Consider the following 21,482-nt stretch of genomic DNA (forward strand, 5'->3'; position numbering starts at 1 on the left):
AAAGTTGAATCATGAATAAATTTATTTCTTTGCTTTTCTAAATTGTCACGGATTTGTCATTAAATATTCATAGTATGTCGCGAGATGTTAGGGGACATAAAATGACTATCTCAAAAAAATTGTGGGTAATGGTTGGCGTCACACTGCTATGCGTGGTGGCTGTTGCTGTATTTAGTGCGTTGCAATTAACCATACTGAATAAGCGGTTTGCGAGTTATCAGACTGAAGATGAAATTACGAGCAGGCTATATCAATTAAAAGGGTCCTTGTTGTCTTTGGCTAGGATCGACCCTATCTTGCCGGAAGCAAGTACGCTCCTGAAAACGGTGAATACCGAAGTTACCCAAAATTTGCCTTGGTTAGCAGATCATATGGCGGAAAAATCCGCAGCGACGTTCAAAATAAACATTGCTGAACACTGGCAGAGTTATCACAAGAACTTAGTCTCTGCGATCAAAATTGCACTAACTGCACCACAAGATGCACTGTCTGTACCGGAAGAGGCATACCGTATTGATTTGCTCCCTGCGGTGGACCTTATCGATAAAGAGATTTCATCTAGACAAAAAGCACTGAAAGAAACCGCTACACGTATGCAGGGACGTATGGAAGGCTTGTTAGTGTGGTCAATCACGCCGTTAGTGTTTATGGGGGTCGTGATCTTATTTCTACAAATTTGGACCGCACAAAGAATTCGCCACCAAATGGCGAACATCACTCAAGCGGTTGATCAACTTGCGAGTGGCAATTTGGCGGCTAGGTTACCGGTGATTGGCAAAGATGAGTTTGCACACCTCTCAGAAAGTATTAATCACATTGTGGTGAAGTTTCACGATTTATTAGTAGCGATTCGAGGGTTTGCCTATAAAGGCATAGAAGATGCGAAGCAAATTAATGCGTTAACCGGCGTGGTTGCTGGTTTAACTCAGCAACAAACTGAAAGAGCTGAAGCTAGCCGATTGGTCGCATCTGATATTTTTGCCAAGAATGAAGCGATCACCAGTAATGTCGATCAGACCTTGTTAGAAGCCAACAAAAGTACGGTGCGTTCCGGTGTGATTGAAAACAAAGCCAATCAAACTGCGCTAGAAATTAAAGAATTAACTGTCAATATTCAGCAGGCAGTATCTTCTTCTAATGAGCTTACCCAAGCACTAGATGAAATTGCCAAAATTAGCCATCTCATTAAAGAAATTGCAGATCAAACGAACTTACTAGCACTAAATGCGGCGATTGAGGCGGCGAGGGCTGGCGAGCATGGCAGAGGATTTGCGGTGGTGGCGGATGAAGTGCGGAAATTATCTGCTAGTACGGCAGAGTCTACCCGCCATATTTTTGTGTCGCTAAATAGGTTATCCGATGTTGGGCAACGGATTTTGCATTGCATGAATAAAGCAGATGAATCTGGCGCGGTTTCTCTCAAGCTTCAACAAGATCTAATGTCTGAAATTCAGGCGGTGAATACAGAGTTGCAATCCGTTTGCCAGATGATTACGGGCATTGCCGAGATTTCTCAGTTACAGCATGAGTCTGGAGAGGAAATCGTGTTACATGGAAACGATGTGGCAAAATTATCTGCCGACATTAGTGAGCACGTACAGACGTTGCCTGAAGCGATGGTGAAATTGTCTGACTCTTCTGAATTATTAATTTCAGAGCTTTCTTATTTTAGAGAGGGTGAACAGGCTTTTGTGAGCCATGCTGCAGCTTAACGCTGCTGGCATTTTGATTAGTTGCTTGTCATCAATCTGTAAATAAAATTCCATCTAACTGAAAGGCGCATGTCTTATTTGGTCATTAAACTAATACTTCAACAACTATTAAAGCGTTGTGGTCATTGGATGTATTTGTTGAATGAGATGGGAAGTTGTTAAGCCATGCGTGTCACATTGTATGAAAGTAAAAACCAGCCTAACTTTCTGATCGCGTTTCGAACAGATGCGGTGCTTGATCTGATGTCGGTAGAAGAGAAAGACTTTTTCGGAGAAATGTCACGCATTCACGAGTGTGATATTCGTGATCCGCATTTGCCAGAGGCGATTCGTACCAATGCTGCGAAAGCAGATTTGTGTGTAAATGGTTATTTTGTGTTTTTGGTACGACAAGTAAAAACGTGGGAATCCGATAAAGTTCAGCAAAGCGGTGAAGTTGAATTTAAGGCATTTTCTGCGTTTGGCTTAGCCGTTCAAAATTCTCGCCGTTCCCAACGCATTTTTTGCTAACAAATTCACTTAGCGCACTTATTTCATAAAAGATTTAATCGCTGTTAACACCTCTGCTAATGCTTTCTCTTTCTCTGCTGCAGAAATGCCATCTTTAGCCAGATGTTCTTTAATGTGACCTTCTAGCATTTCATTCATCAATCCATTTACTGCGCCGCGAATCGCTGCGATTTGTTGTAGCACCGCATAGCAATCTGCGTGTTCTTCCACTGCTAGCTCTAAGGCATTGACCTGACCTTTGATCCGTCGCACTCTCGTTAAAATTTTCTTCTGATCTGCCGCAATGTGTGCCATTTAGGTGTTCTCTTGTGTGATATCGAGATTGTACATTGTTTAAATAGAATCGAACGCTAGTATTAATATACTGGGGGGTAGTATATACTGAATGTCAATTTACGAAATATCTTTTACGAAAAAAGTAGAAACTATGCCGCCAATCGCAGAGCTGATCCAACAAGGTAGTACTAACCTTTGGTTATTTATCCCCACCGCTATTTTATTGGGTGCCTTGCACGGACTAGAGCCTGGGCACTCCAAAACCATGATGGCTTCCTTTATTGTGGCTGTAAAAGGGACAATTCTTCAGGCCGTATTGCTGGGACTTTGTGCAGCACTGTCGCATTCTTTTATTGTTTGGGTGTTGGCGTTTGCTGCATTGAAGCTAGGAAATAGCATGATTGCGGAGCAAGCAGAACCGTATTTAATGCTACTATCGGGCGTCATTGTTGCGATCGTCGGGGTTTGGATGTTCTGGCGCACCAGAAAAGATAATCTGATGGCGAAAGCCTTTGGTAAGGCAGGGCCGAATGGTGGGGTGATTATCGGTACGGGGCACGACCTTTTTGAACTCTGTGTACAACCGAGTGGAGCGCAGACTAAGTTAATCCTTAAAAAACTGACTGCATCTTTAAAGCCAGCCAATATCTCTAAAGATGAAACGGCGGAAATGTCGCTTCTCTTCATCAATAGTGCACAGTCGCCAATCACTTTTCAGCCAGCAAATAATGAATTAATTGGCTTGGTTGATGTTGTATTGCCAATTGCGTTTAGAGGTCGGTTAAAAATTGGGCATCAGGGGCACGCCCATGAATATCCCTTTTTAATGGGAAAAGTAGCGGACCTTCCTACCGAAAAACCGGCAAAGCAATACCGCATGGGGGCGGTGACTGCTAAAGCTGGCATGCGTCCTAGTACCAATAAACCGAATCTGGCAACCGGCAGTAAAGATGAGCTACCTGCAGTAGATGGCTACCAAGACGCTCATGAACGTGCACATGCAGAAGAGATTCACCAACGATTTCATGGCAAAGACGTCACCACTGCACAAATTGCCATGTTTGGCTTAACGGGCGGGTTAATACCATGCCCAGCTTCCGTTACCGTTTTGATGGTGTGTTTGCATCTGAAGCAATTTACCCTCGGTACGATTATGGTGGCTTCTTTTAGCTTAGGGCTGGCGATTGCAATGATTAGTGTGGGGGTGATTGCCGCATGGGGGGCGAATCGCATTACCAAACGCTATGGCAATTTGGGCGATATTGCGAGAAAAATGCCGTACTTTTCTAGTTTGCTGATGTTGGTGTTAGCACTTGTTATGGCGGTACAAGGGGCGATGGCAATTTGAAGGTGGTAAGGTGGCAGGTAAAAGGGAAACGAAAGTTTCCCTTTTTATTATGACTTACCTTTGAGTTTTTTCATGAAGTCCCCAAAGTGAGGGGCAAACTCTGCGAATAAAGGATTATCTTTATTTTCTAACATCACCTCACCAAACAGTTTTAACCCCACAGCAAACGGAATGATCGACTCTTCTGGTAACGCAGATTTTTCTTGGCTTTTTGCAATCACCTTGAAAATATCATCGTGGTTTTGTACTTCAAACTTCACGGGTTCTGTGTAAGTTGAAGGGTTGCCATGGTTATCTGTTAGGTGCTTCACGGTGATTTCGTATAAGTGCTTTTTCATGGTTTATTCCTTTGCGCATAGCGTACCAAACGTGACTTCAAACTTAGTGTAGAACACGTTTACCTTTTCTTCAGTTAGCCGCTGAAATAATCGATCACATTCTTCATCTGTCACAATGAGCGTCACGATAATCGGTTGGTCGGAGACATCAAATAGGTTGATCGCATGGATTTTGCCATCATGCCCCATACCTTCTATTCCACCTACTAAGGTTGCTCCACGAAGACCTAATCCTTTAGCTGTTTCAACTATCCATTGCGCTAAGGGCTGATTCGCGTGCGTTCTATCTTGTTGGGTATAAAAATTAAGTTGATAACCTTGCACGGTTATTCCTTTCTTTACATCGCATTCTTACCAAGCATAATGCCGCCATCGATCGCAAGGTGTTGACCTGTCACAAACTGGTTTTGCATCATGAAAATATATCCATCAGCTAGTTCATCCATCGTGGCGGTTCTACCTAGCGGGATGAGATGAGAGAAATGGGCTTGGGTCGCTGCTTTTTGCTCTTCGGGCATGTTTCGCCAGAAAGGGGTAACCGTCCACGTTGGTGACACTGCATTTACACGGATAGCAGGGGCGAGTTCAACCGCTAGCCCTTCAACCAGCGCATTAATGCCCATATTGCCTACATAGCTTGCGCAGGCATGGTGTGCTCGACCACCTGTGCCAGATGTAAACACCATGCTGCCACTTGCTTGAATCTTCTTACCTGCCAATTGGGCGATTCTGACGTTAGCAAAGAATTTGGATTCGATCACATGGCGAATCACCGATAGTTCTGCAGTCATAAATCCTCCGCCCATGACATCACCTACCATGGAAACGAGGTGGTTAAAAGCGGGTACTTGGTCGAATAATTGGGTAATTGCGGTTTCATCGTGAGCATCGGCAATAAAGGTGTCTACTTCGCCCATGTACTTACTCAATGATTCTTTTGCCGTCGCTAAACGATCCGCATTGCGTCCAACTAAAATTAGATTGCCACCTTGTTGCGCTACTTTTTCTGCTACATGAAAGCCAATGCCAGAACTACCGCCAATAATGAGAACGGTTTGATTTCGAAAGGTAGACATGGTGTTTCTCCTATTCCATTTCGCGTTGGTTTAGCTGATAAATACTATTTGCAGCAATTGTGGCAACGGTGCTGTCATTCACGCCATGTGCGCCACTAACGCCAACTGCACCGATAATCTGATCATTCCATTCAATAGGTACCCCTCCTTCTAGCGCGGTTACCCCTGGCGTAGATAGAAAGCTGGGTTGTCCTTGGTTGATAAAGTCTTCAAAGTGCTTTGATGGTGATTTTAGTAACGCAGCGGTTTTGGCTTTGCCAATCGCAACGTCGGGTGTAATGCCAATCGCGCCGTCTTGTTTGGCAAAGGCAATTAGTTGGCCAGAAGCATCTACCACTGCCACACTAATTCGCCATCCATTTTGTAGTGCGGTATCGAGTGCGACTGCCGCAATTGCTTGTGCTGCGCCTAATGAGAGCTGTTCGATGCTATAACTAACTGGGAAGAGATATTGATTCATGATTAATCCTAACGCGTAGCAGAAACATCGATGGTTGGTTCAACCGACATGCCCACGCGCAATTTGGCGAGTGCAGATTGGTTTTTATCTAGACGAATCCGTATAGGCAGACGCTGAACAATTTTGGTGAAATTACCGGTGGCGTTGTGCGCGGGTAGGGAGGAGAGGCTCACGCCACTTGCTGGCGAAATACTCTCTACGCTACCAGACAGTGTCTCACCGGGTAGGGCATCAACGGTGAGGCTGACTTTTTGACCAACATGAATATTGGCTAACTGGGTTTCTCTAAAGTTGGCTTCCACATAGAGTGCATCTAGCGGGACAAGCGTTAGTAGTGGCTTACCTGCTTGCACAAAGCTTCCAACCCGCGCTGCTTTTTGAGCGACCACACCACTTACTGGTGCTTGTAGGTGCGTGTAAGACAAATCCAGCAGAGCCGCATCTTTTTTCGCATTCGCCGCTGCTAGATCAGCAGTTGCCTTTTCAATATCACTTTTAATCATGGCTAGTTGCGCTTGCGTGGCGGCTAGCCCTGCTTGATCTCTACTTAGGTTGGCATTCTGAATAGTAAAGCTAGTTTCTGCTTGCTGCTTGGCTTGTAACGAGCCTGCACCATCGGCCGCTAAATTGGTAAAGCGGTTTTTATCTGCAAGTGCCAGTTTAATATTGGCCTCATCTGCAACTACCGCTGCTTTGGCTTGGTTAATGGTGGCAGCTTGCCGATTCAGTTGCTCTTTTAGTCCGTGCAATTGCGCGGTAATCGACATTACTTGTGCATTGGCGGTTTGTAGTGCAATTTTGAATGGGCGATCATCAATTTGAAGTAATGGTTTACCAGCGCTAACCAATTGGTTGTCTTCAATTAACACCTGCTGGATAACGCCAGATACCTGTGGGGAAATACTGGTGATATCTGCATTAATAAACGCATCGTCGGTTTTTTGTAGGTTGCTGGCAGACTCTGGGTGATTGAATATCCACCATGCGCCACCAATAGCAACGACGGCAATCGTGCCAATTATCCAACGTACTCGGGGTTGATTTGTCATCTAACTTCTCTTTTCAATGCGGTATGTGCGTGTTCAACTAATTGGGTGAAATGTCTTAATTCGGTTTATGTGGTGGAACTGCGTTAACTACTGGTGGTGGGATGTATTGCAACATCAGTACAAATGGCACCATTACCACCGCCATTAAGGCAAAAAATCGGTAAATATCAATCGTGGTTAATAGGCTAGCTTGCTCTGCAATGACACCCACTAACGAAGCAACAGGGTTGATGCCAGATTGGGCTTGTTCACTCGCACCTTGCAATGTATCTGCGTACTGAATGGCGCCATTACTCGACCAATGGCCAATAAATGCACCACCCACTAAGGTGCCAATGCCTCTAAGCATGTTCACAATGCCAGACACCGAAGGGCCTTCCATTGGCTGCACGACGCTAGTTGCCAGAAATAGCAAAGGAATAATGGCTAACGGTTGGCCAATTGCTTGGAAGAAGGCAGAAAGCAGAAACTCATTCGCCATCCATTCGTCAGTCAGATAGGTGTTGCAGTAAATGCCAGCACACATGAAGAGCAACCCCAGAGCGAAGACTTTTCTGGCATCTACCCATTTTTGATATAACAGTAGGGAGGTTAGCGGGCCTAAAATTAGCTGGGGCAAACCGACAACCAAACCAATTTCATCTGTTTGGGCCGCTCTAAATCCATGTAAATGAGCCAGCACATTGGCTGGCAGGCCGACAGCGGTAGTCATTAACACTAGTAGTGCAAGGAATAAAATAAAGCCAAGCCCGAGGTTTCTGCGGGAAAGTAGTTGCAACCGCATAAATGGCGCTTCATGAAACCATTCGGTAAACACAAAAATTGCGAGGAATACGCCGCCTAATAATGCGGTGGCCGAGATCACCGAAGAGCGCCACCAATCTAGGTGGTTGCCTTGATCAATCGTGATGGCAAGGAAAAATAGTCCAGGCATGCCAAATAGCATGCCAAGCCAATTGGCTTGTTTGATTCTAGGGAGTGCCAACGGCATTTTGGGAATGCCCCAGTAGACTAGTAGCGCAGCAAGCGCACCCAGCGGGATAATATGCCAATAAATCCATTGCCAATGATTGCCACTATCCATACAAAGTGAGGCAACCCACAGCGCGACATTTGGTGCAAACGTGGCAGTCATCGCATACAAGGCCAAACCATGAAGCCGGATATTGGGCGGGAGAAACCGTAGCGCGCTCATCATTAACATCGGAATCAGCGCCCCGGCAGTAATGCCCTGAACCGCTCGCATCAATAACAACAATGGGTAGGAGCTAGTAAATGGGAGAAAACACGCAATCACCATCGTGCTAATTAGCATCATCAGATGAAAACGGCGCAGCGAAAAGGTAATCGCAAACCACGTGGCAAACGGCATAATCGATAATTCGCCCGCCGTATAAATGGTGCTGAGCCACGACGTTTTGTCACTAGATAGGCTAAATGCACCTTGAAGATCGGCGAGCAACAAACTAGGCACTCGGTTGTTTAACCCTGCCACAATCGCCGCTAATAAAATGCCGAATAAGCCACTTCCTAATCGAATTCCAAATGCTGGCGGTGCCTGAGTAGCGGTTGGCGTTGCCGCAGGGGCATTCATGATGCCACCTTCGCGGTGGTCAAGTTTTCTCCGGCAACACTGCCGCCAATTGCACGATATAGGGCATTGATTGAGAGTTGTTGGTTCAGCTTGGCTGCATTTAATAAGATCTCGGTATCAAGTACCGCATTTTGGCTATTCAAAATGGCAGAAACGGGCTGCGCACCTTGTTGGACATTCCGTTTTGCCATTTGAAGTGCATGTTGTTTTGCCGCTAGGCTATTTTCTAATGTGCTTAGGTTTTCAATGCTCACATGGTAACTATCTAGCGCATCATCTACTTCATGCCATGCGTTAAGCACCGTTTTCTGATAGTTGATTGCCGCTTGTTTCTGATGAACTTCAGAAATGGCTAGGTTGGTTTTTAGTCTTCCGCCATCAAAGATTGGTAAGTGGAAGGTCGGCCCAATGGCGTAATGTCTGGCATTCCAGTTGCCTAGATCTGTTCGGTCGAATGCTTGTACGCCAACTGTTCCTACGAGACTAATTCTGGGGTAAAAGTCTGCATTGGCCGCATCTGTATCCGCTAGACTTGCTCTTAGCTGTGCTTCTGCACGTAAAACATCTGGTCTTTTGCTTACCCATTCTGAAGGAATGCCCACTGCCAACTCTCTGCTTTGTGACATGGTGCTAGACGCCATTAGCAGATCGTCAAGTGAATGCGGAGCCTCTCCAATCAACGCGGTTAGCGCATTTTTGTATTGGTTTTCTTGATGCTGAAGATTGTTAATGCTGGCTGTTAGCTCTGCTTTTGCCGCAATCCATTGGTCTTGCTCTTGGCTGGTTGTCACGCCATTCTGGATTCTGCTTTGCGATAGTCTTGATTGCGCTTCAATCAACTTTCTTTTTTCATTCAGTAGTGAAAGTTGTTTTTGTACCCATCGGTACGATTGATATTGTTTAGTTAATTCAGAAACTAAAATTGTTTGGGCATAGTAAGCATCTAATTCTGTTGCCAGTAGCCGTGCATTGGCTGCTTTTTCAAGCGCGTCTTTATAGCCCCATAAATCTAACTCCCAACTAGCGCTAAAGTTAGTTGCCCATGTATCGGTTGGCGTAGTGGGTGCCCCTAGTTTTACCAGTGGGTTGTATTCACTTAATGCCGCTCTTGCGTAACTTGCATTAAATGCCACTTGTGGTTCATTTGCAGATTGCCTCCAGCCAAGAATTGCTCTGCTCTCATCAATTTTGGAAAAAGCTAGCTTGAGATCTAGGTTTTGACGAATTGCACGATCAACTAATTGGTTAAGGGTTTCATCATTAAAGACGTGCCACCACGCTGCTTTTTTGGCAGTGGTTTTTAATTCTGGATGTTCTGCTAAATAGCGTTGTTGGGCCGCAAGACTAGGAGCGGAAAGATTCGCTTCTAGGATGTCGCTTACCGATTGCGAAGCGCAGGCAGCTAGTAAGGAACTAACCAATCCCACACTTATCACTGAAATAGGGCGCTTTAGCGCCGTGTGCCACATGGAGATCATCTTTGCTTTCTGCAATTGTGTAAAATCAATTGCTAATTACTGTACCGATCGGTACTATAAAGAAAATTTGATGATAAAGTCAACCATATAAATTAGAAATACTTAGGTTAAAATCCAAATAACCAACCTAGGTAAAGGCAATAGGCCGTTTGCCATACCCAAAAATAGAGAAAAGCATGGTAGAGAACTGCACGAAAGAGAAAAAAGACAAAGCACAGACCGTGCTAGATGCGGCGACCGAGATATTTCTATCTCATGGGTTTAGTGCTGCCACCACGGATATGATTCAAAAAAAAGCAGGGGTATCGAAAGCTACCATGTATGGTTGTTACGCCAATAAAGAAGCTATTTTTGCGGCGGTAATAGAGAGAGAATGTCAGGCAATGATCTCGGTAGTGAAAGATGTCGCGCCAACACCAGATAATATTGCCCAGACGCTCACCGCCATTGGTACTTCTTATTTAACCATTATTCTTTCAGAGACCGGTATCGCCTTGTTTCGTGTGGCGGTGGGGGATGCGCCTAGATTTCCTTCCTTAGCGAGAGCATTTTATTTATCCGGCCCAAAAGCCATGACGAATGTGCTGGCCGATCATTTGGCGGAAGCTGCGAAAGATGGGCAACTTAATTTGCAAACAGTGGGCATTGATCATGCTGCAGGCTTGTTTATTAGTTTGCTACGCGGTGAATTGCAAATGGATACCCTGACACACCCCGGCGCGACCCCTTCTGCCGCCCAAATTGATTATCACGTTGGATTAGCCGTAACCACTTTTATGGCTGCGTTTGGTGTAAAAACTGCCACATAAGGCTTAGAGAATCTCCGCTCGGCTACCAAAGTATTCGACTAAGAAATCGAGCAAGCACCGAAGGCTGGTGGGCATAAATTGTCGAGAGCTATAAACCGCATAAATTCCCATCACAAACGGGGCGTAATCGGGCAATACTTGGACTAGTTCACCCTTATTCAAATTGGGGAAGGCTAGGCTCTTTGGTAGCATGGCAATGCCATTCCCATTCATCGCGGCTTGCATTAATACCGTCACTTCATTGGCACTTAGGTTGCCGCTTACCTCTACGGTTTCCGGTTGGCCATTTTTAAAAAATACCCATTCGCTTTTTCCTACATAAGAATGGGTTAAGCAGTTGTGCGTAGATAATTCAGAAAGTGTGCTGGGCAATCCATGCTTGGCAAGATACGCTGGCGATGCGCACACGACAGAGTGGCAATCTCCCAGTTTTCTGGCAATCAACGAAGGGTCTAGATCGTTGGTAATACGCAGGGCTAAATCAATACGCTCTTCTACCAAGTTCACCCGATAATCAACTAACTGCAGATCTACTTTTACTTTTGGGTAGCGGTTTAAAAACGCTGCAATGGCACCAGAAAAATACGTTTGCCCAATCGATACAGGGGCAGATAGCCGTAATAGCCCGCTTGGTTCTTCGTGCCCAGAAAGTGCATCGGACTCTAGTGCATTAACTTGATGTAAAACAGACTGACAATACGAAAGTGTTTTTTCACCTGCAGGTGTAAGGCTTAGTCTTCTGGTGGTTCGGTGTAACAAGCGCGTGCCAAGCCAAGACTCAATCTCTGTTAGGTAACGCGTGACCATGGCGCGGGACATATCTAGCTTTTCTGCCGCCGCTGTTTGGCTTTGCTGGTTAACCACCTCTACAAACACCTTCATGGCCGTGATCTTGTCCATCTATATTCCTTTGTTTATTAGATCGAATTATGCAACAAATATGTCTGGTTAATGATGTTTTTCCGATCAAATACTGGGCGTAAACTGCGTTCATACCAAATTGAACACGAAGGAAAACAAATGAAAGTCGCGTTAGTTGCCCCAACCGGAAATATTGGCTCTCATATCGCAAAAGAGCTATTAGCCAACGGTCACGAAGTCATCGGAATTGTTCGCTCAGAAAAAGCAGTACCTGCAGAATTAGCAGGCGTTAGCTTTAAAGTGGTTGATATTGCAGATACCACCGCATTTGCGGCTGCAATTGCCGGTGCGGATGCTTTGGCTAGTGCTTACGGCCCTGCATTAGATAATATTGATTCTGTAGGTTTGGTGGCAGAACAACTAGTGGCTGCAGCCAAAGTGGCTGGTGTAAATCGCTTAATCGTCGTGGGTGGGGCAGGTAGCTTAGAAGTGGCGCCAGGCATGCAGTTGGTCGATTTGCCAGATTTCCCAGATGCTTACAAGCCATACGCGCTAGCGCACCGTAAAGCGTTTAATTACCTACAAACGGTGAATGATCTAGACTGGACATTTTTCTCCCCAGCCGCTGAAATTGGCCCTGGTGAAAAACTAGGGGGCTTTACTGTGCAAGAAAAGCGTTTCTTGGCCAATGCAAAGGGTGAAAGCCGTATTCATTACCCAGACTACGCAATTGCTTTTGTTAGTGAATTAGTGGCTAAGCAGCATTTAAAAACGATTATCACCGTTGCTTACCAATAAGCTAGCTTCAGCTGGGCAAGATAAAGCAGGCACGAATTGACGTGTCTGCTTTTGTTGTTTGAAAAGAAAGAATTACCATGACCCAACAAACACTTATTTACGTGCATGATCCCCTGTGCGGCTGGTGCTATGCAGTGGCACCCCTAATGAAAGCGGCAAGCCAGCTACCAGATTTGCAAATCAAACTATTTGCCGGTGGTTTATTTATTGGCGATAACCGTCAGCAGTTGTCCAAATTAAAAAGCTACATCATGCCGCATGATCAACGGATTGCTGCCATGACAGGGCAAGTTTATTCGGATGAATACTTTAATGGCTTGTTGAATGACCCTACGGTTATTCTAGACTCTGCCATCCCCATGGCGGCCATTATTGCTGTCGATCGCTTAAGTGGGAAAGCATTGGAAATGCAGCACCGAATTCAACATGCGCATTATGCGGAAGCTAAAAAAGTCATGGATCCTTCTGTACTAGCGGATTTGGCGGTTGAGCTAGGGATTGATCGTGCTGAATTTGAAGCAGAAATGGCGAAAGTAGATGAAACGGCGCTGGTGCAAGAAATTAACCAAGCACATCAGTGGCTACAACGCTTGGGTGGAAGAGGTTTTCCAACCTTAGGGTTACAAATTGGCGATGAAATATATGCGCTACCTGTTAGCGAATACCTTGGTCAGGTAGATAAATGGTTGGCAATGCTGGCTAGCAAATTACCTGCAAAGGCGGAATCTTCAGACCTACCATTCTGTTCGCCAGATGGTTGTACGCCTGTAGCGGAGTAAGCGGCATGAACCGTCGTGATCATCTAAAAACGATGTTAGCAGGCTTAGTGGCCAGCATTGGTTTTATTCCAGAAGCCAATGCAGAGAAAACAAAGCAAGCTACACCAGTCAAAATGCCGGTTTTATTTGTCGGGCATGGCTCTCCAATGAACGCGATTAGTGATAATCCCTACACGCGCCATTTGCAGAAGCTAGGTAAGCAACTACCTACACCGCATGCAATCGTGGTGATTTCTGCGCACTGGGTCAGAAACGATACCCGTGTAATGATTTCCGCCAAGCCAGAGACAATCCACGATTTTGGTGGGTTTCCGCAAGCCTTGTTTGATATGCAATACCCCGCACCGGGCTCGCCTGCATTGGGTAAGCAAATTCAACAATTAATGGCCCCGGTGAATGTCATAGGTGATGCGAAATGGGGCTTAGATCATGGTGCTTGGACGGTGCTGCATCACTTATATCCCAAGGCCAACATCCCTGTGATTCAGCTTTCTATGAATGCCAATTTGACGCTTGTCCAACATATGCAAGTGGGGGCTGCTTTGCAGACTCTCCGCCAGCAAGGTGTGTTGATTTTGGGTAGTGGGAATATCGTACATAACATTCCCATGGCGCAAGACAGAATGGCATCCAAACCATTTGAATGGGCGGCAGCATTTGATGAGCTAACCAAAGAAGGGTTATTGCATCGAAACCTTGGACAATTACTCGCAACGGATAAGCGCCAAGCACAACTCTGGCAATTATCTCATCCAACTATCGAGCATTACTTGCCCTTGCTGTACACCCTAGGGGCCAGCAATAGCACCGATAAAGTTAGCTTTCCTTACGAGGGCTTTCAAGAAGGCGCATTTTCTATGCGATCGGTGCTATTTAGTTAATGTAGGGCGTGGCGTGCAACGTGTTAATGAGAGCCAGACAGTTTCATTAACACCAGCCCACTCACAATCAATAAAGCAGCCATTATCCGCATGGTGGTTAATGGCTCTCCCAACCAAATTACCCCAGCTATAAATGCACCTACCGCACCAATGCCTGTCCAGACCGTATAAGCTGTACCAAGGGGAAGCGTGCGCATAGAGTATGAAAGCAAAATCACACTCCCAATCATGGCAATTAAGGTGATTGCAGAAGGAATCGGCTTGCTAAACCCGCCCGATAACTTCATGGTATACGCCCAGACTACTTCTAAAAGACCTGCAAAAAATAACATTACCCAAGACATATTCGCATCCTGAAAAATGTCAGGTCGTCCTGACGTATAGACCCAAAATGGGGGAGGTCGTCCTCGCGTTGATACTTATTTATAAATAACCGGCCAATACAATTGCGACCATGCCAGTAATAAACGGAAGCCATGGGCTGCGTGAAACCATGATGGTCACTACTGCCACCACCGTGGCGATAATTTTGGGGCTAAATGGATCTAAATCTAGCTGATTATGCGAGAGTAAAATATCTGGCAGAATCAAACCGGCTAGCGCACAGGCCGGTGCAAATTTTAACGCCCGCTGAATAGATCGAGGTAATTGTGCCCGCTGGCCTAAAACAATAAAACTACTTCTTGGCAAGAAAGTGCCTAAACCAATAAGGATGATTGTCGTCCAGAGTAGCCATTTATCATGCAGCATTTGTCGGCTTCCTTGTTTGCCAATTTTCCCAAAGCACGCCAGCAGTCATCCCAATTAAAATCGCCAGCAAAAAACCCAGTTTTAATGGAAAGTTTCTAAGTAAAACCGCTAGAGTTCCGCTCACTAGAGCACCTACCAAAATGCTTTTATCTTTGATCAGCATCGGGACGACTAAAGCGAGTAGGGCGATGGTCGCCATAAAACCAATGGGTAAATCTGGCGGTAAGCTGCTACCAATCACTAACCCGACCCAAGTGCTTAGCTGCCACATCACCCAATTGAGAGTGGATGGGCCTAAGAAGGTGCCCCAGCGAACATCCTGATTTTTTTCACCCAATAATTTGCTGCTAAACGCCGCTACCACGCCATCGCTCAGTAAATAGCCAGCCAACCAACGACGTTTCTTTGGCATATCATGAAACGCAGGTGCAATAATCGCGCTAAAAATCAAAAATCGCAGGTTAAGCGCCACCGCCGTAATAGCAATTAACCAAAGTGGCGCACCGCTAATTACAAGCGGCATTGTGCCAAGCTGCGCAGTTGCACCATAGACAATTAGATTGATCGCAAAGGTTTCGAACGTAGAATACCCCGCGCCACGCATTGCAATGGCAGTCGCCATCGCCCAAGGAATCATCGCAAGAGAGAGGGAAAAATACTGCTGAATGCCTTCACGGAAAGCATTTTTAAACTGAAGGTTCATCTGCCGCCAAACGAATTAGCCCTACTGCTAGCAGTGCTAATAAATTGATTTGTATACAAAAAATTATTTTATCAAATAATTGATACGCTGCGAATGGGAATGATTACGGAAGGAGTGTTTATTTCTGTTCTAGCTGCTACCCCCAATCTGTTCCTGTTTCCATACGCAGACAATCTCTACCATCACTAGCAAATCAATTGTCATTTGCGGGGAGGTGGGTATGTGGAAGGATGTGTCGTTGTCTGCCATTGTGGCGGGGCTGATCGCGGTGACGATCTCGTATGCGGGGCCGGCTTTGATTATTTTTCAGGCGGGGAATGCAGCGGGGCTAAGCCAGTCGGTCATGGCTTCCTGGATCTGGGCGGTATCGATTGGTAGTGGGGTAGCAGGGCTGTGGTTGAGCTATCGCTACAAAGCGCCGGTCATTACCGCATGGTCTACACCGGGGGCTGCACTATTGCTTAGCTGCCTGGGGCAGGTGAGTTTCCCGGAAGTCATTGGTGCTTATTGTTTTGCTAGCTTTTTGATTCTGGTGCTGGGGATGACGGGCGGCTTTGACAAGATCATTAGCTGGATTCCCAAAGAAATAGCCGCCGCAATGTTGGCGGGCATTTTGTTCCGGTTTGCATCAGAAACGATGACCGCCTTGCATGATTTGCCCATGCTAGTCGTGCCAATGTTTCTTGCCTTCTTGGTGTTGCGCAAGCTACTGCCACGCTATGCCATTTTGCTGGTGCTGTGTGTGGGAGTCATCATTTCTGCAGAAATGGGTTTATTGCATCTTGGCAATGTACATCTGGCGGTGATGCAACCTGTTTGGACTACGCCGCAATTTAGCCTAGCGGGGATTATCGGGATTGGTTTGCCGCTAGCCATGGTGACGATTACCGGGCAGTTTGTGCCGGGGATTGCCGTGATGCAGAACGCAGGCTATGAAACCGCTGCCAAACCAATGGTATCAGTCACCTCTCTAGCTGCCCTGTTGCTAGCGCCATTTGGTGCGCATGGTATTAACTTGGCTGCCATTACCGCTGCTATATGCACCGGACGGGAATCGCATGAAGACCCTAAAAAACGCTACATTGCCGGTATTGTGGCGGGTGCGTTTTATATTGTAGTGGGGATGGTGGGCGGGGCATTAGTGGCGCTGTTCGCTGCCTTACCAAAAGCACTGGTGATTACCATTGCCGGTTTGGCACTGCTGGGGGCGTTAATGAATGGCTTGGCAGTCGCCATGAGTAACGAGCAGCAACGCGAAAGTGCGCTGATTACTTTTGTTGTGACAGCCTCTGGCGTGACGCTGGTAGGCTTAGGCGCGCCATTCTGGGGGCTGATTGCCGGAATGATTGCCAAGTGGTTGCTAGAAGGGCGCGGATTATCGCTAGTGCTGGCTTGGAAGAAAAGTTAAGCCACAACACTCGCTATTCAAACGAACAACAAAAAACCCGCACTCATCGGAGGCGGGTTTTTTGTTTGCTACAGAAACCTAACAGCGGGAAAGCTTATTTGCCTTCTTCGCTTTTCAGGTTTGGTAGCGCAGAGGCGCTAGATGCAGCTAGCAGGCCAGCTTCGGTATAAGTCATCAACTTATCACGTGTATCCGCGATATCGTGGTTACGCATGGTCAATTGGCCGATACGGTCTAGTGGGGTGAACGAAGATTCGTTCTTCTCCATGGTCAGACGCTCCGGCTTGTAAGTCAGGTTGCCAGAACGGGTATCCAAGATAGAGTAATCGTTACCGCGACGTAGTTCGATGGTCACTTCACCAGTGATTGCACGAGCCACCCAACGCTGAGCGGTTTCACGCAGCATTAGCGCTTGAGAATCGAACCAACGGCCTTGGTACAACAAACGACCCAAACGACGACCGTTTTCACGGTATTGTTCGATAGTGTCTTCGTTATGGATACCAGTTACCAGACGCTCGTAAGCGATAAACAGCAGTGCCATCCCTGGAGCTTCGTAAATACCACGGCTCTTCGCCTCGATAATACGGTTTTCGATCTGGTCACTCATGCCCAAACCATGACGGCCACCAATGCGGTTAGCTTCTAGCATCAGTTCGACAGGGTCGTTGTATTCCACGCCGTTTAGGGCAACTGGCTGACCTTCCACGAAGCGGATAGTTACTTCTTCCGGTTTCACTTCTACGTCATCACGCCAGAACGCCACACCCATGATTGGCTTCACAATCTTCAGGCTGGTACTTAGGAATTCCAGATCTTTCGCTTCGTGGGTCGCACCTAGCAGGTTAGAGTCGGTAGAGTAGGCTTTTTCAGCACTCATTTTGTACTCGAAACCATACTGCGCCATGTACTGAGACATCTCAGAACGGCCGCCCAACTCATCAATAAAAGTCTGGTCAAGCCATGGCTTGTAGATTTTCAGTTCTGGGTTGGTCAACAAACCGTAGCGGTAGAAACGCTCGATGTCGTTACCTTTGTAAGTACTGCCATCACCCCAGATGTTTACATCGTCTTCTTTCATCGCAGCCACTAGCATGGTACCGGTCACGGCACGGCCAATCGGTGTGGTGTTGAAGTAAGTAGAACCTGCGGTCGTAATATGGAACGCGCCAGCTTGCAAAGCGGCAATACCTTCTGCCACTAGTTGTGCACGGCAGTCGATCAGACGGGCATTTTCTGCACCGTATTCTTTAGCACGACGTGGGATAGAGTCGTAATCGGTCTCATCCGGTTGGCCAAGGTTAGCTGTATACGCGTAAGGAACCGCGCCTTTGTTACGCATCCACAATAGGGCTGCGCTGGTATCTAGACCGCCAGAAAATGCGATGCCGACTTTCTGACCTGAAGGAATATTCTGAAGAATGGTTGCCATGTCGTGATGTCTGGCCACTTGCGTGGCTTGATAAAAAGTGAACAGAAAACCGGTTGCTACCGGGGCGCGCGCTGCCGATTTTACCCGCTGGCAGCCTTGCGAAAGTGCAGTTTAAAGAAATGCACGTATAACCTTGCAATTGTCAGGCTTAACGGTAGGTTTGGTCAAGTATCTGTTTGTTATTTCAGCAGTTTTTTGCGTGTGTCGCGGTTATTGCTGAGCAATAAATTGCATGTTGGGGGGAGTGGCTGAGAACAACTTCCATAATGCAGACAAAATTAAGTTTTAAATACAATGTTGGCTCAACGTGTAGGTCGTAAGTTCGGCCGGGCTGTCTCTCGACAGATAAGTATGGAGCAACAGGTTTACATGGAATATCGGACTTGTCCGGCATAACGTGAAAGTAAGTGGGCGTTGGAGTCGGCCCCCACCGGGTGAGCTAGAGACATAGGTCTCTGTGCTTTTGGCTGTCGATATTTTGAAGGAAGTGTGAGTCTTCTTCTCGATAATTATAAACTGTGCGTTTACCGTTGAAGAGGTTGCTTTGAAAGGCAAGTAAAGCTACGAAATTAATGAATTTCATGTTTGCGATCGACCGTGAATTGATGTGGCTAGCGTTGAAGCATGGCCAACTGGTTAGACTTCACCTAGCTAGGCGTGCTTAGTTGATTCAATCGTTTGATTCGCCATGGTCATTACGTTGAGGGTCGCAGAATTCTCAATCGCAATTGCCTCCTCTACACGCTCAACGAATAGGCGGAACGCTTCTGGGTCGTTCATTCCTTGATAGCGACCTACTCTCGACTGAAACAAGAACCGCTCGTGTCCTAACAACTGCTCCGTTGAGCGATAGTTTTTCCACTGCTCGCGGTAGTGGAAAACGCTTTCAAGCGAAACACAAACTACCACCAAGAGACTGATAACCGTGACAGCCCACTGGGTTACTGATGCGCCAAGGAACGTGTACTTGGAACTCACATTCACCAACACGGGAACAAGACTACCACCAACGACTGAGAACGCGCGCATTTGCAAATATCGACTCTTGCTGCTGACAGCCTTGCCGTTGTACCAATTTTGATACTGAACAACGCGCGTCTCGATGTAGTCCTCGGGTGTCATTGATGTTCCCTTTATGTGAAATTGAAGTCTAACGCAGAATTAATGGGCTGTGCGTCAGCGCGGTCCTAGTACACGAAGTATGTGATTGGCATGGCGGGGTGGGTGCGTTACTCATAAAATTTGACTGCACACAAAATGTGCGCACAAAGTTGCTATTGATTATATTTGCTTTTTTATTGATTGAAGCAAGTAAGGTATCAAGATTTTGAGGCATGAAATCACCTAATGTCAAAGTTGTGAGGTGAACAGCATCGATTCGAACAAGGAATTAGACCCCACTACATTGACCTGCATTGCTAGCACTATCCTTGTTCCTCGATTGTTTCAACGAGAAGAGTTGAGATGCCGCCTTCAGGATTAATCTGCTGTACGTTTGAAGTCGTGTCAAAGCCGTCGCCGTCACCTTGAACTGTAGGAACCGAACCGAAGTATCGCTCGTGAATTGACGCGCTGGACCGTGATGCGTCTATAGATGAAGGTGCTCCCGATAGCATCATGAACATGATGCCCGGACCAACCGGAACATCACCTGAAAGTCTTGGAGTATCTCCGCGGTTGATATTTTTACGCTTGTAAGTCTTGCGGCCAGTGACTTCGAGAAGCTCTTGAATTGTCTTTGACCATTCGTCCTTCGTGGTGCCCAGTTTGAAGGGGCGACCTTCCTTACCGAGGATCATGTCTCCCAGCATTCTTGCAAGCGAGCGGTCAGCTGTTAGTCGCTGTGTGGCGGGACTGGCGGCCCACGGACATTGGTCTGCCCAGACGATCTGTTCTGGGTAGGCTTGCCTGTCTAGTACCAAGGCATATCGCGAACCTCTTCCCGTCTCGTTGAGATTGCGAATGCCCGAAGCAAGGCCACCAGTTACGAATTCGAATGGAGGCCAATGCGAAAACAGTTGCAGTTGGGCATCTCCTGCCGGAAGCAAGTGTGTTGAATCTGCTGACATCTTCGCTTGGAGCAGGATCGCGCGCGCAGAAGCTCTTTTGCCTTGAGTGTGCTGGTGAACGATGAGAAGATCAGCGAGTTCCACCTGATTTGATGGCGTCCCGAATTTCACTTGCGGATGTCCATGACAAAATACACCGGATAATCTCAACCCGATCCGCTTTGATTGAAGTAGCGGAATCCAACGTTCCGCTAGGAAAGGTATTCCGTTGGTTACAAGCGTTGCCACATGATCTTCTTCTCGAGTCTTGCGCTTTGATGAGAGATAATTTGCCAGTTCGTGTGCATGCCAGACTGCCGCATTTGCTCCGGTATACAGAGTTTCTATTTCGTGGGGTTTTAGAAGCTTCTTGATGGACATATGTATATCTTGTTGGGCCTAACGTAGAGTTAACCGGCGCTGCGCGGCTTTATCACGCAGCGTCCAGCGACCGAAGGCAGCGAGGTTGAGCGCTATGTTAGAGCCTTGTGGACTTAACGTAAGTAGCGGCATGAAGCCCAATTGCCGTAAATGTGAAGCCTAATTCTTCTGAGACAAACAGCGGCACTTGTCGGATAGTGTTTAAAGACTCAAGGACTTCCAACTCTTGATTGACAACTAGCTGGCCGCTCCAAAATTGAGGTCCTGCATTTAGTGCGGAAATAATATCATTGAGCCAAATCGCTTTGGCTGTTTGTATAAGGCCACCTGTGGAGAATTTCTTTTCTTGCGGTGGTGTACTCAGCATCACAGAAAGTAGCTTGATCTGAACTGAAGTGAGACGCGAAAGATGCTCCAATACAGAAAGCTTCTTTGCATCACTGGCATGCTCAACAGTTCCGCATGTTGCCACTAACCGGCCTAGTGCATCGACTTTTGCTTTGTCCGGCTCATATGAGGCCTTGTCGGAGAGTATTTTGAATGCCGCCAACGCTTCTTCCGATGAAAACCAATCCTTATCGATTGCCTGGTGCCCTAGCTTCTGAACTTCATCTGACAACGATGCAACAGCGGCTTCCATATTACGCATACGGATGGTATCAGCCTTGTCAAATAGAAGATGGTCAAGGGCGCTACCGGCAACTGGGATTGATGATACTGCGGCTCTTAGCCACGATGTACCTTCGGGTATGTATTTCTCAATGTTGCTCATGTCCAAGGGCTCTAACGTT

Annotated in this window: 24 protein-coding genes; 8 read left to right on the forward strand and 16 right to left on the reverse strand. The window is 46.7% G+C overall.

The annotated features are described in order from the left end of the window. Positions 1–101 precede the first annotated feature (101 nt). Together LIN78_RS15140 and LIN78_RS15145 are read left to right on the forward strand one after the other, a co-directional pair. A complete protein-coding gene (locus tag LIN78_RS15140; RefSeq protein WP_227181701.1) occupies positions 102–1,712 on the forward strand; it encodes a methyl-accepting chemotaxis protein in 1,611 nt (536 codons plus the stop codon). Positions 1,713–1,877: 165 nt separating this feature from the next. Then, positions 1,878–2,222 (forward strand): hypothetical protein, encoded by a 345-nt coding sequence (locus LIN78_RS15145; protein ID WP_227181702.1) that lies wholly within the window; start codon positions 1,878–1,880, stop codon positions 2,220–2,222. Between the two features lie 18 nt (positions 2,223–2,240). On the opposite strand, the gene LIN78_RS15150 is transcribed toward LIN78_RS15145, so the two are convergent. Continuing rightward, entirely contained in the window at positions 2,241–2,516 is a 276-nt protein-coding gene (locus LIN78_RS15150) for a metal/formaldehyde-sensitive transcriptional repressor (protein ID WP_227181703.1), read from the reverse strand. A 133-nt stretch (positions 2,517–2,649) separates the two neighbouring features. Between LIN78_RS15150 and LIN78_RS18280 the strand changes: the two genes are divergently transcribed. Continuing rightward, positions 2,650–3,846: a HoxN/HupN/NixA family nickel/cobalt transporter gene (locus LIN78_RS18280; protein WP_284700261.1), complete on the forward strand. Its 1,197-nt coding sequence runs from the start codon at positions 2,650–2,652 to the stop codon at positions 3,844–3,846. Between the two features lie 47 nt (positions 3,847–3,893). Here the strand turns inward: LIN78_RS18280 and LIN78_RS15165 are convergent, their stop codons facing one another. From LIN78_RS15165 to LIN78_RS15195, 7 genes are read right to left on the reverse strand one after another with little or no spacing between them, the layout of a single operon-like run. Further along, on the reverse strand, positions 3,894–4,184 hold the full coding sequence (locus LIN78_RS15165; protein WP_227181704.1) for a DUF3861 domain-containing protein: 291 nt from the start codon (positions 4,182–4,184) through the stop codon (positions 3,894–3,896). Positions 4,185–4,187: 3 nt separating this feature from the next. Further along, entirely contained in the window at positions 4,188–4,508 is a 321-nt protein-coding gene (locus LIN78_RS15170) for a DUF190 domain-containing protein (protein WP_227181705.1), read from the reverse strand. Between the two features lie 14 nt (positions 4,509–4,522). Then, positions 4,523–5,260, reverse strand: a complete 738-nt coding sequence (locus LIN78_RS15175) for an SDR family oxidoreductase (RefSeq protein ID WP_227181706.1) — start codon at positions 5,258–5,260, stop codon at positions 4,523–4,525. A 10-nt stretch (positions 5,261–5,270) separates the two neighbouring features. Beyond that, positions 5,271–5,720 carry a GlcG/HbpS family heme-binding protein gene (locus tag LIN78_RS15180; protein ID WP_227181707.1) on the reverse strand — a complete coding sequence of 150 codons (450 nt, stop codon included), beginning with the start codon at positions 5,718–5,720 and terminating at the stop codon, positions 5,271–5,273. Positions 5,721–5,728: 8 nt separating this feature from the next. Continuing rightward, positions 5,729–6,769: an HlyD family secretion protein gene (locus LIN78_RS15185; protein ID WP_227181708.1), complete on the reverse strand. Its 1,041-nt coding sequence runs from the start codon at positions 6,767–6,769 to the stop codon at positions 5,729–5,731. A gap of 55 nt (positions 6,770–6,824) precedes the next feature. After that, complete coding sequence (locus tag LIN78_RS15190; RefSeq protein ID WP_227181709.1) at positions 6,825–8,363, reverse strand: MFS transporter; 1,539 nt, start codon at positions 8,361–8,363, stop codon at positions 6,825–6,827. Beyond that, complete coding sequence (locus LIN78_RS15195) at positions 8,360–9,841, reverse strand: efflux transporter outer membrane subunit (RefSeq protein ID WP_227181710.1); 1,482 nt, start codon at positions 9,839–9,841, stop codon at positions 8,360–8,362. The genes LIN78_RS15190 and LIN78_RS15195 overlap by 4 nt, the downstream gene beginning before the upstream one ends. 176 nt (positions 9,842–10,017) lie before the next feature. Here LIN78_RS15195 and LIN78_RS15200 point away from each other — a divergent pair, with 176 nt between their 5' ends. Then, complete coding sequence (locus tag LIN78_RS15200) at positions 10,018–10,650, forward strand: TetR/AcrR family transcriptional regulator (protein WP_227181711.1); 633 nt, start codon at positions 10,018–10,020, stop codon at positions 10,648–10,650. 3 nt (positions 10,651–10,653) lie between these two features. Here LIN78_RS15200 and LIN78_RS15205 read toward each other — a convergent pair whose 3' ends face one another. Beyond that, entirely contained in the window at positions 10,654–11,550 is an 897-nt protein-coding gene (locus LIN78_RS15205; protein ID WP_227181712.1) for a LysR family transcriptional regulator, read from the reverse strand. Positions 11,551–11,670: 120 nt separating this feature from the next. Between LIN78_RS15205 and LIN78_RS15210 the strand changes: the two genes are divergently transcribed. The 3 genes from LIN78_RS15210 (at position 11,671) to ygiD (ending at position 13,969) form a co-directional block, all read left to right on the forward strand. Next, on the forward strand, positions 11,671–12,309 hold the full coding sequence (locus LIN78_RS15210; protein ID WP_227181713.1) for an NAD(P)-dependent oxidoreductase: 639 nt from the start codon (positions 11,671–11,673) through the stop codon (positions 12,307–12,309). 77 nt (positions 12,310–12,386) lie between these two features. Then, on the forward strand, positions 12,387–13,088 hold the full coding sequence (locus LIN78_RS15215) for a DsbA family protein (protein ID WP_227181714.1): 702 nt from the start codon (positions 12,387–12,389) through the stop codon (positions 13,086–13,088). A gap of 5 nt (positions 13,089–13,093) precedes the next feature. Continuing rightward, positions 13,094–13,969, forward strand: coding sequence for a 4,5-DOPA-extradiol-dioxygenase (gene ygiD, locus LIN78_RS15220; protein WP_227181715.1), 876 nt, complete (start codon positions 13,094–13,096; stop codon positions 13,967–13,969). A gap of 23 nt (positions 13,970–13,992) precedes the next feature. Here the strand turns inward: ygiD and LIN78_RS15225 are convergent, their stop codons facing one another. From LIN78_RS15225 to LIN78_RS15235, 3 genes are all read right to left on the reverse strand, one after another. Beyond that, entirely contained in the window at positions 13,993–14,313 is a 321-nt protein-coding gene (locus LIN78_RS15225) for a DMT family transporter (RefSeq protein WP_227181716.1), read from the reverse strand. 79 nt (positions 14,314–14,392) lie between these two features. After that, positions 14,393–14,719: an AzlD domain-containing protein gene (locus LIN78_RS15230; RefSeq protein WP_227181717.1), complete on the reverse strand. Its 327-nt coding sequence runs from the start codon at positions 14,717–14,719 to the stop codon at positions 14,393–14,395. After that, a complete protein-coding gene (locus LIN78_RS15235) occupies positions 14,709–15,422 on the reverse strand; it encodes an AzlC family ABC transporter permease (protein ID WP_227181718.1) in 714 nt (237 codons plus the stop codon). The genes LIN78_RS15230 and LIN78_RS15235 overlap by 11 nt, the downstream gene beginning before the upstream one ends. 220 nt (positions 15,423–15,642) lie before the next feature. Between LIN78_RS15235 and LIN78_RS15240 the strand changes: the two genes are divergently transcribed. Then, on the forward strand, positions 15,643–16,830 hold the full coding sequence (locus LIN78_RS15240; protein ID WP_227181719.1) for a benzoate/H(+) symporter BenE family transporter: 1,188 nt from the start codon (positions 15,643–15,645) through the stop codon (positions 16,828–16,830). A gap of 94 nt (positions 16,831–16,924) precedes the next feature. On the opposite strand, the gene argG is transcribed toward LIN78_RS15240, so the two are convergent. The 4 genes from argG to LIN78_RS15260 all read right to left on the reverse strand — a co-directional run bounded on the left by argG (position 16,925) and on the right by LIN78_RS15260 (position 21,463). Then, positions 16,925–18,280, reverse strand: coding sequence for an argininosuccinate synthase (argG, locus tag LIN78_RS15245; RefSeq protein WP_227181720.1), 1,356 nt, complete (start codon positions 18,278–18,280; stop codon positions 16,925–16,927). A 633-nt stretch (positions 18,281–18,913) separates the two neighbouring features. Beyond that, positions 18,914–19,384 carry a DUF4231 domain-containing protein gene (locus LIN78_RS15250; protein WP_227181721.1) on the reverse strand — a complete coding sequence of 157 codons (471 nt, stop codon included), beginning with the start codon at positions 19,382–19,384 and terminating at the stop codon, positions 18,914–18,916. Between the two features lie 302 nt (positions 19,385–19,686). Further along, positions 19,687–20,691, reverse strand: coding sequence for a hypothetical protein (locus LIN78_RS15255; RefSeq protein WP_227181722.1), 1,005 nt, complete (start codon positions 20,689–20,691; stop codon positions 19,687–19,689). A gap of 97 nt (positions 20,692–20,788) precedes the next feature. After that, positions 20,789–21,463 carry a hypothetical protein gene (locus LIN78_RS15260; protein WP_227181723.1) on the reverse strand — a complete coding sequence of 225 codons (675 nt, stop codon included), beginning with the start codon at positions 21,461–21,463 and terminating at the stop codon, positions 20,789–20,791. Positions 21,464–21,482 lie beyond the last annotated feature (19 nt).

It is taken from the genome of Leeia speluncae (assembly GCF_020564625.1).
Classification (GTDB): Bacteria; Pseudomonadota; Gammaproteobacteria; order Burkholderiales; family Leeiaceae; genus Leeia; species Leeia speluncae.

Coding starts and splice junctions, on each gene's coding strand:
- LIN78_RS15225 (WP_227181716.1), bottom strand. CDS start 14,313: ATGTCTTGGGTAATGTTATTTTTTGCAGGTCTTTTAGAAGTAGTCTGG.
- LIN78_RS15235 (WP_227181718.1), bottom strand. CDS start 15,422: ATGAACCTTCAGTTTAAAAATGCTTTCCGTGAAGGCATTCAGCAGTAT.
- LIN78_RS15230 (WP_227181717.1), bottom strand. CDS start 14,719: ATGCTGCATGATAAATGGCTACTCTGGACGACAATCATCCTTATTGGT.
- LIN78_RS15210 (WP_227181713.1), top strand. CDS start 11,671: ATGAAAGTCGCGTTAGTTGCCCCAACCGGAAATATTGGCTCTCATATC.
- LIN78_RS15140 (WP_227181701.1), top strand. CDS start 102: ATGACTATCTCAAAAAAATTGTGGGTAATGGTTGGCGTCACACTGCTA.
- LIN78_RS18280 (WP_284700261.1), top strand. CDS start 2,650: ATGCCGCCAATCGCAGAGCTGATCCAACAAGGTAGTACTAACCTTTGG.
- LIN78_RS15180 (WP_227181707.1), bottom strand. CDS start 5,720: ATGAATCAATATCTCTTCCCAGTTAGTTATAGCATCGAACAGCTCTCA.
- ygiD (WP_227181715.1), top strand. CDS start 13,094: ATGAACCGTCGTGATCATCTAAAAACGATGTTAGCAGGCTTAGTGGCC.
- LIN78_RS15215 (WP_227181714.1), top strand. CDS start 12,387: ATGACCCAACAAACACTTATTTACGTGCATGATCCCCTGTGCGGCTGG.
- LIN78_RS15145 (WP_227181702.1), top strand. CDS start 1,878: ATGCGTGTCACATTGTATGAAAGTAAAAACCAGCCTAACTTTCTGATC.
- LIN78_RS15195 (WP_227181710.1), bottom strand. CDS start 9,841: ATGATCTCCATGTGGCACACGGCGCTAAAGCGCCCTATTTCAGTGATA.
- LIN78_RS15190 (WP_227181709.1), bottom strand. CDS start 8,363: ATGAATGCCCCTGCGGCAACGCCAACCGCTACTCAGGCACCGCCAGCA.
- LIN78_RS15150 (WP_227181703.1), bottom strand. CDS start 2,516: ATGGCACACATTGCGGCAGATCAGAAGAAAATTTTAACGAGAGTGCGA.
- LIN78_RS15255 (WP_227181722.1), bottom strand. CDS start 20,691: ATGTCCATCAAGAAGCTTCTAAAACCCCACGAAATAGAAACTCTGTAT.
- LIN78_RS15260 (WP_227181723.1), bottom strand. CDS start 21,463: ATGAGCAACATTGAGAAATACATACCCGAAGGTACATCGTGGCTAAGA.
- LIN78_RS15185 (WP_227181708.1), bottom strand. CDS start 6,769: ATGACAAATCAACCCCGAGTACGTTGGATAATTGGCACGATTGCCGTC.
- LIN78_RS15205 (WP_227181712.1), bottom strand. CDS start 11,550: ATGGACAAGATCACGGCCATGAAGGTGTTTGTAGAGGTGGTTAACCAG.
- LIN78_RS15165 (WP_227181704.1), bottom strand. CDS start 4,184: ATGAAAAAGCACTTATACGAAATCACCGTGAAGCACCTAACAGATAAC.
- LIN78_RS15250 (WP_227181721.1), bottom strand. CDS start 19,384: ATGACACCCGAGGACTACATCGAGACGCGCGTTGTTCAGTATCAAAAT.
- LIN78_RS15200 (WP_227181711.1), top strand. CDS start 10,018: ATGGTAGAGAACTGCACGAAAGAGAAAAAAGACAAAGCACAGACCGTG.
- LIN78_RS15240 (WP_227181719.1), top strand. CDS start 15,643: ATGTGGAAGGATGTGTCGTTGTCTGCCATTGTGGCGGGGCTGATCGCG.
- LIN78_RS15175 (WP_227181706.1), bottom strand. CDS start 5,260: ATGTCTACCTTTCGAAATCAAACCGTTCTCATTATTGGCGGTAGTTCT.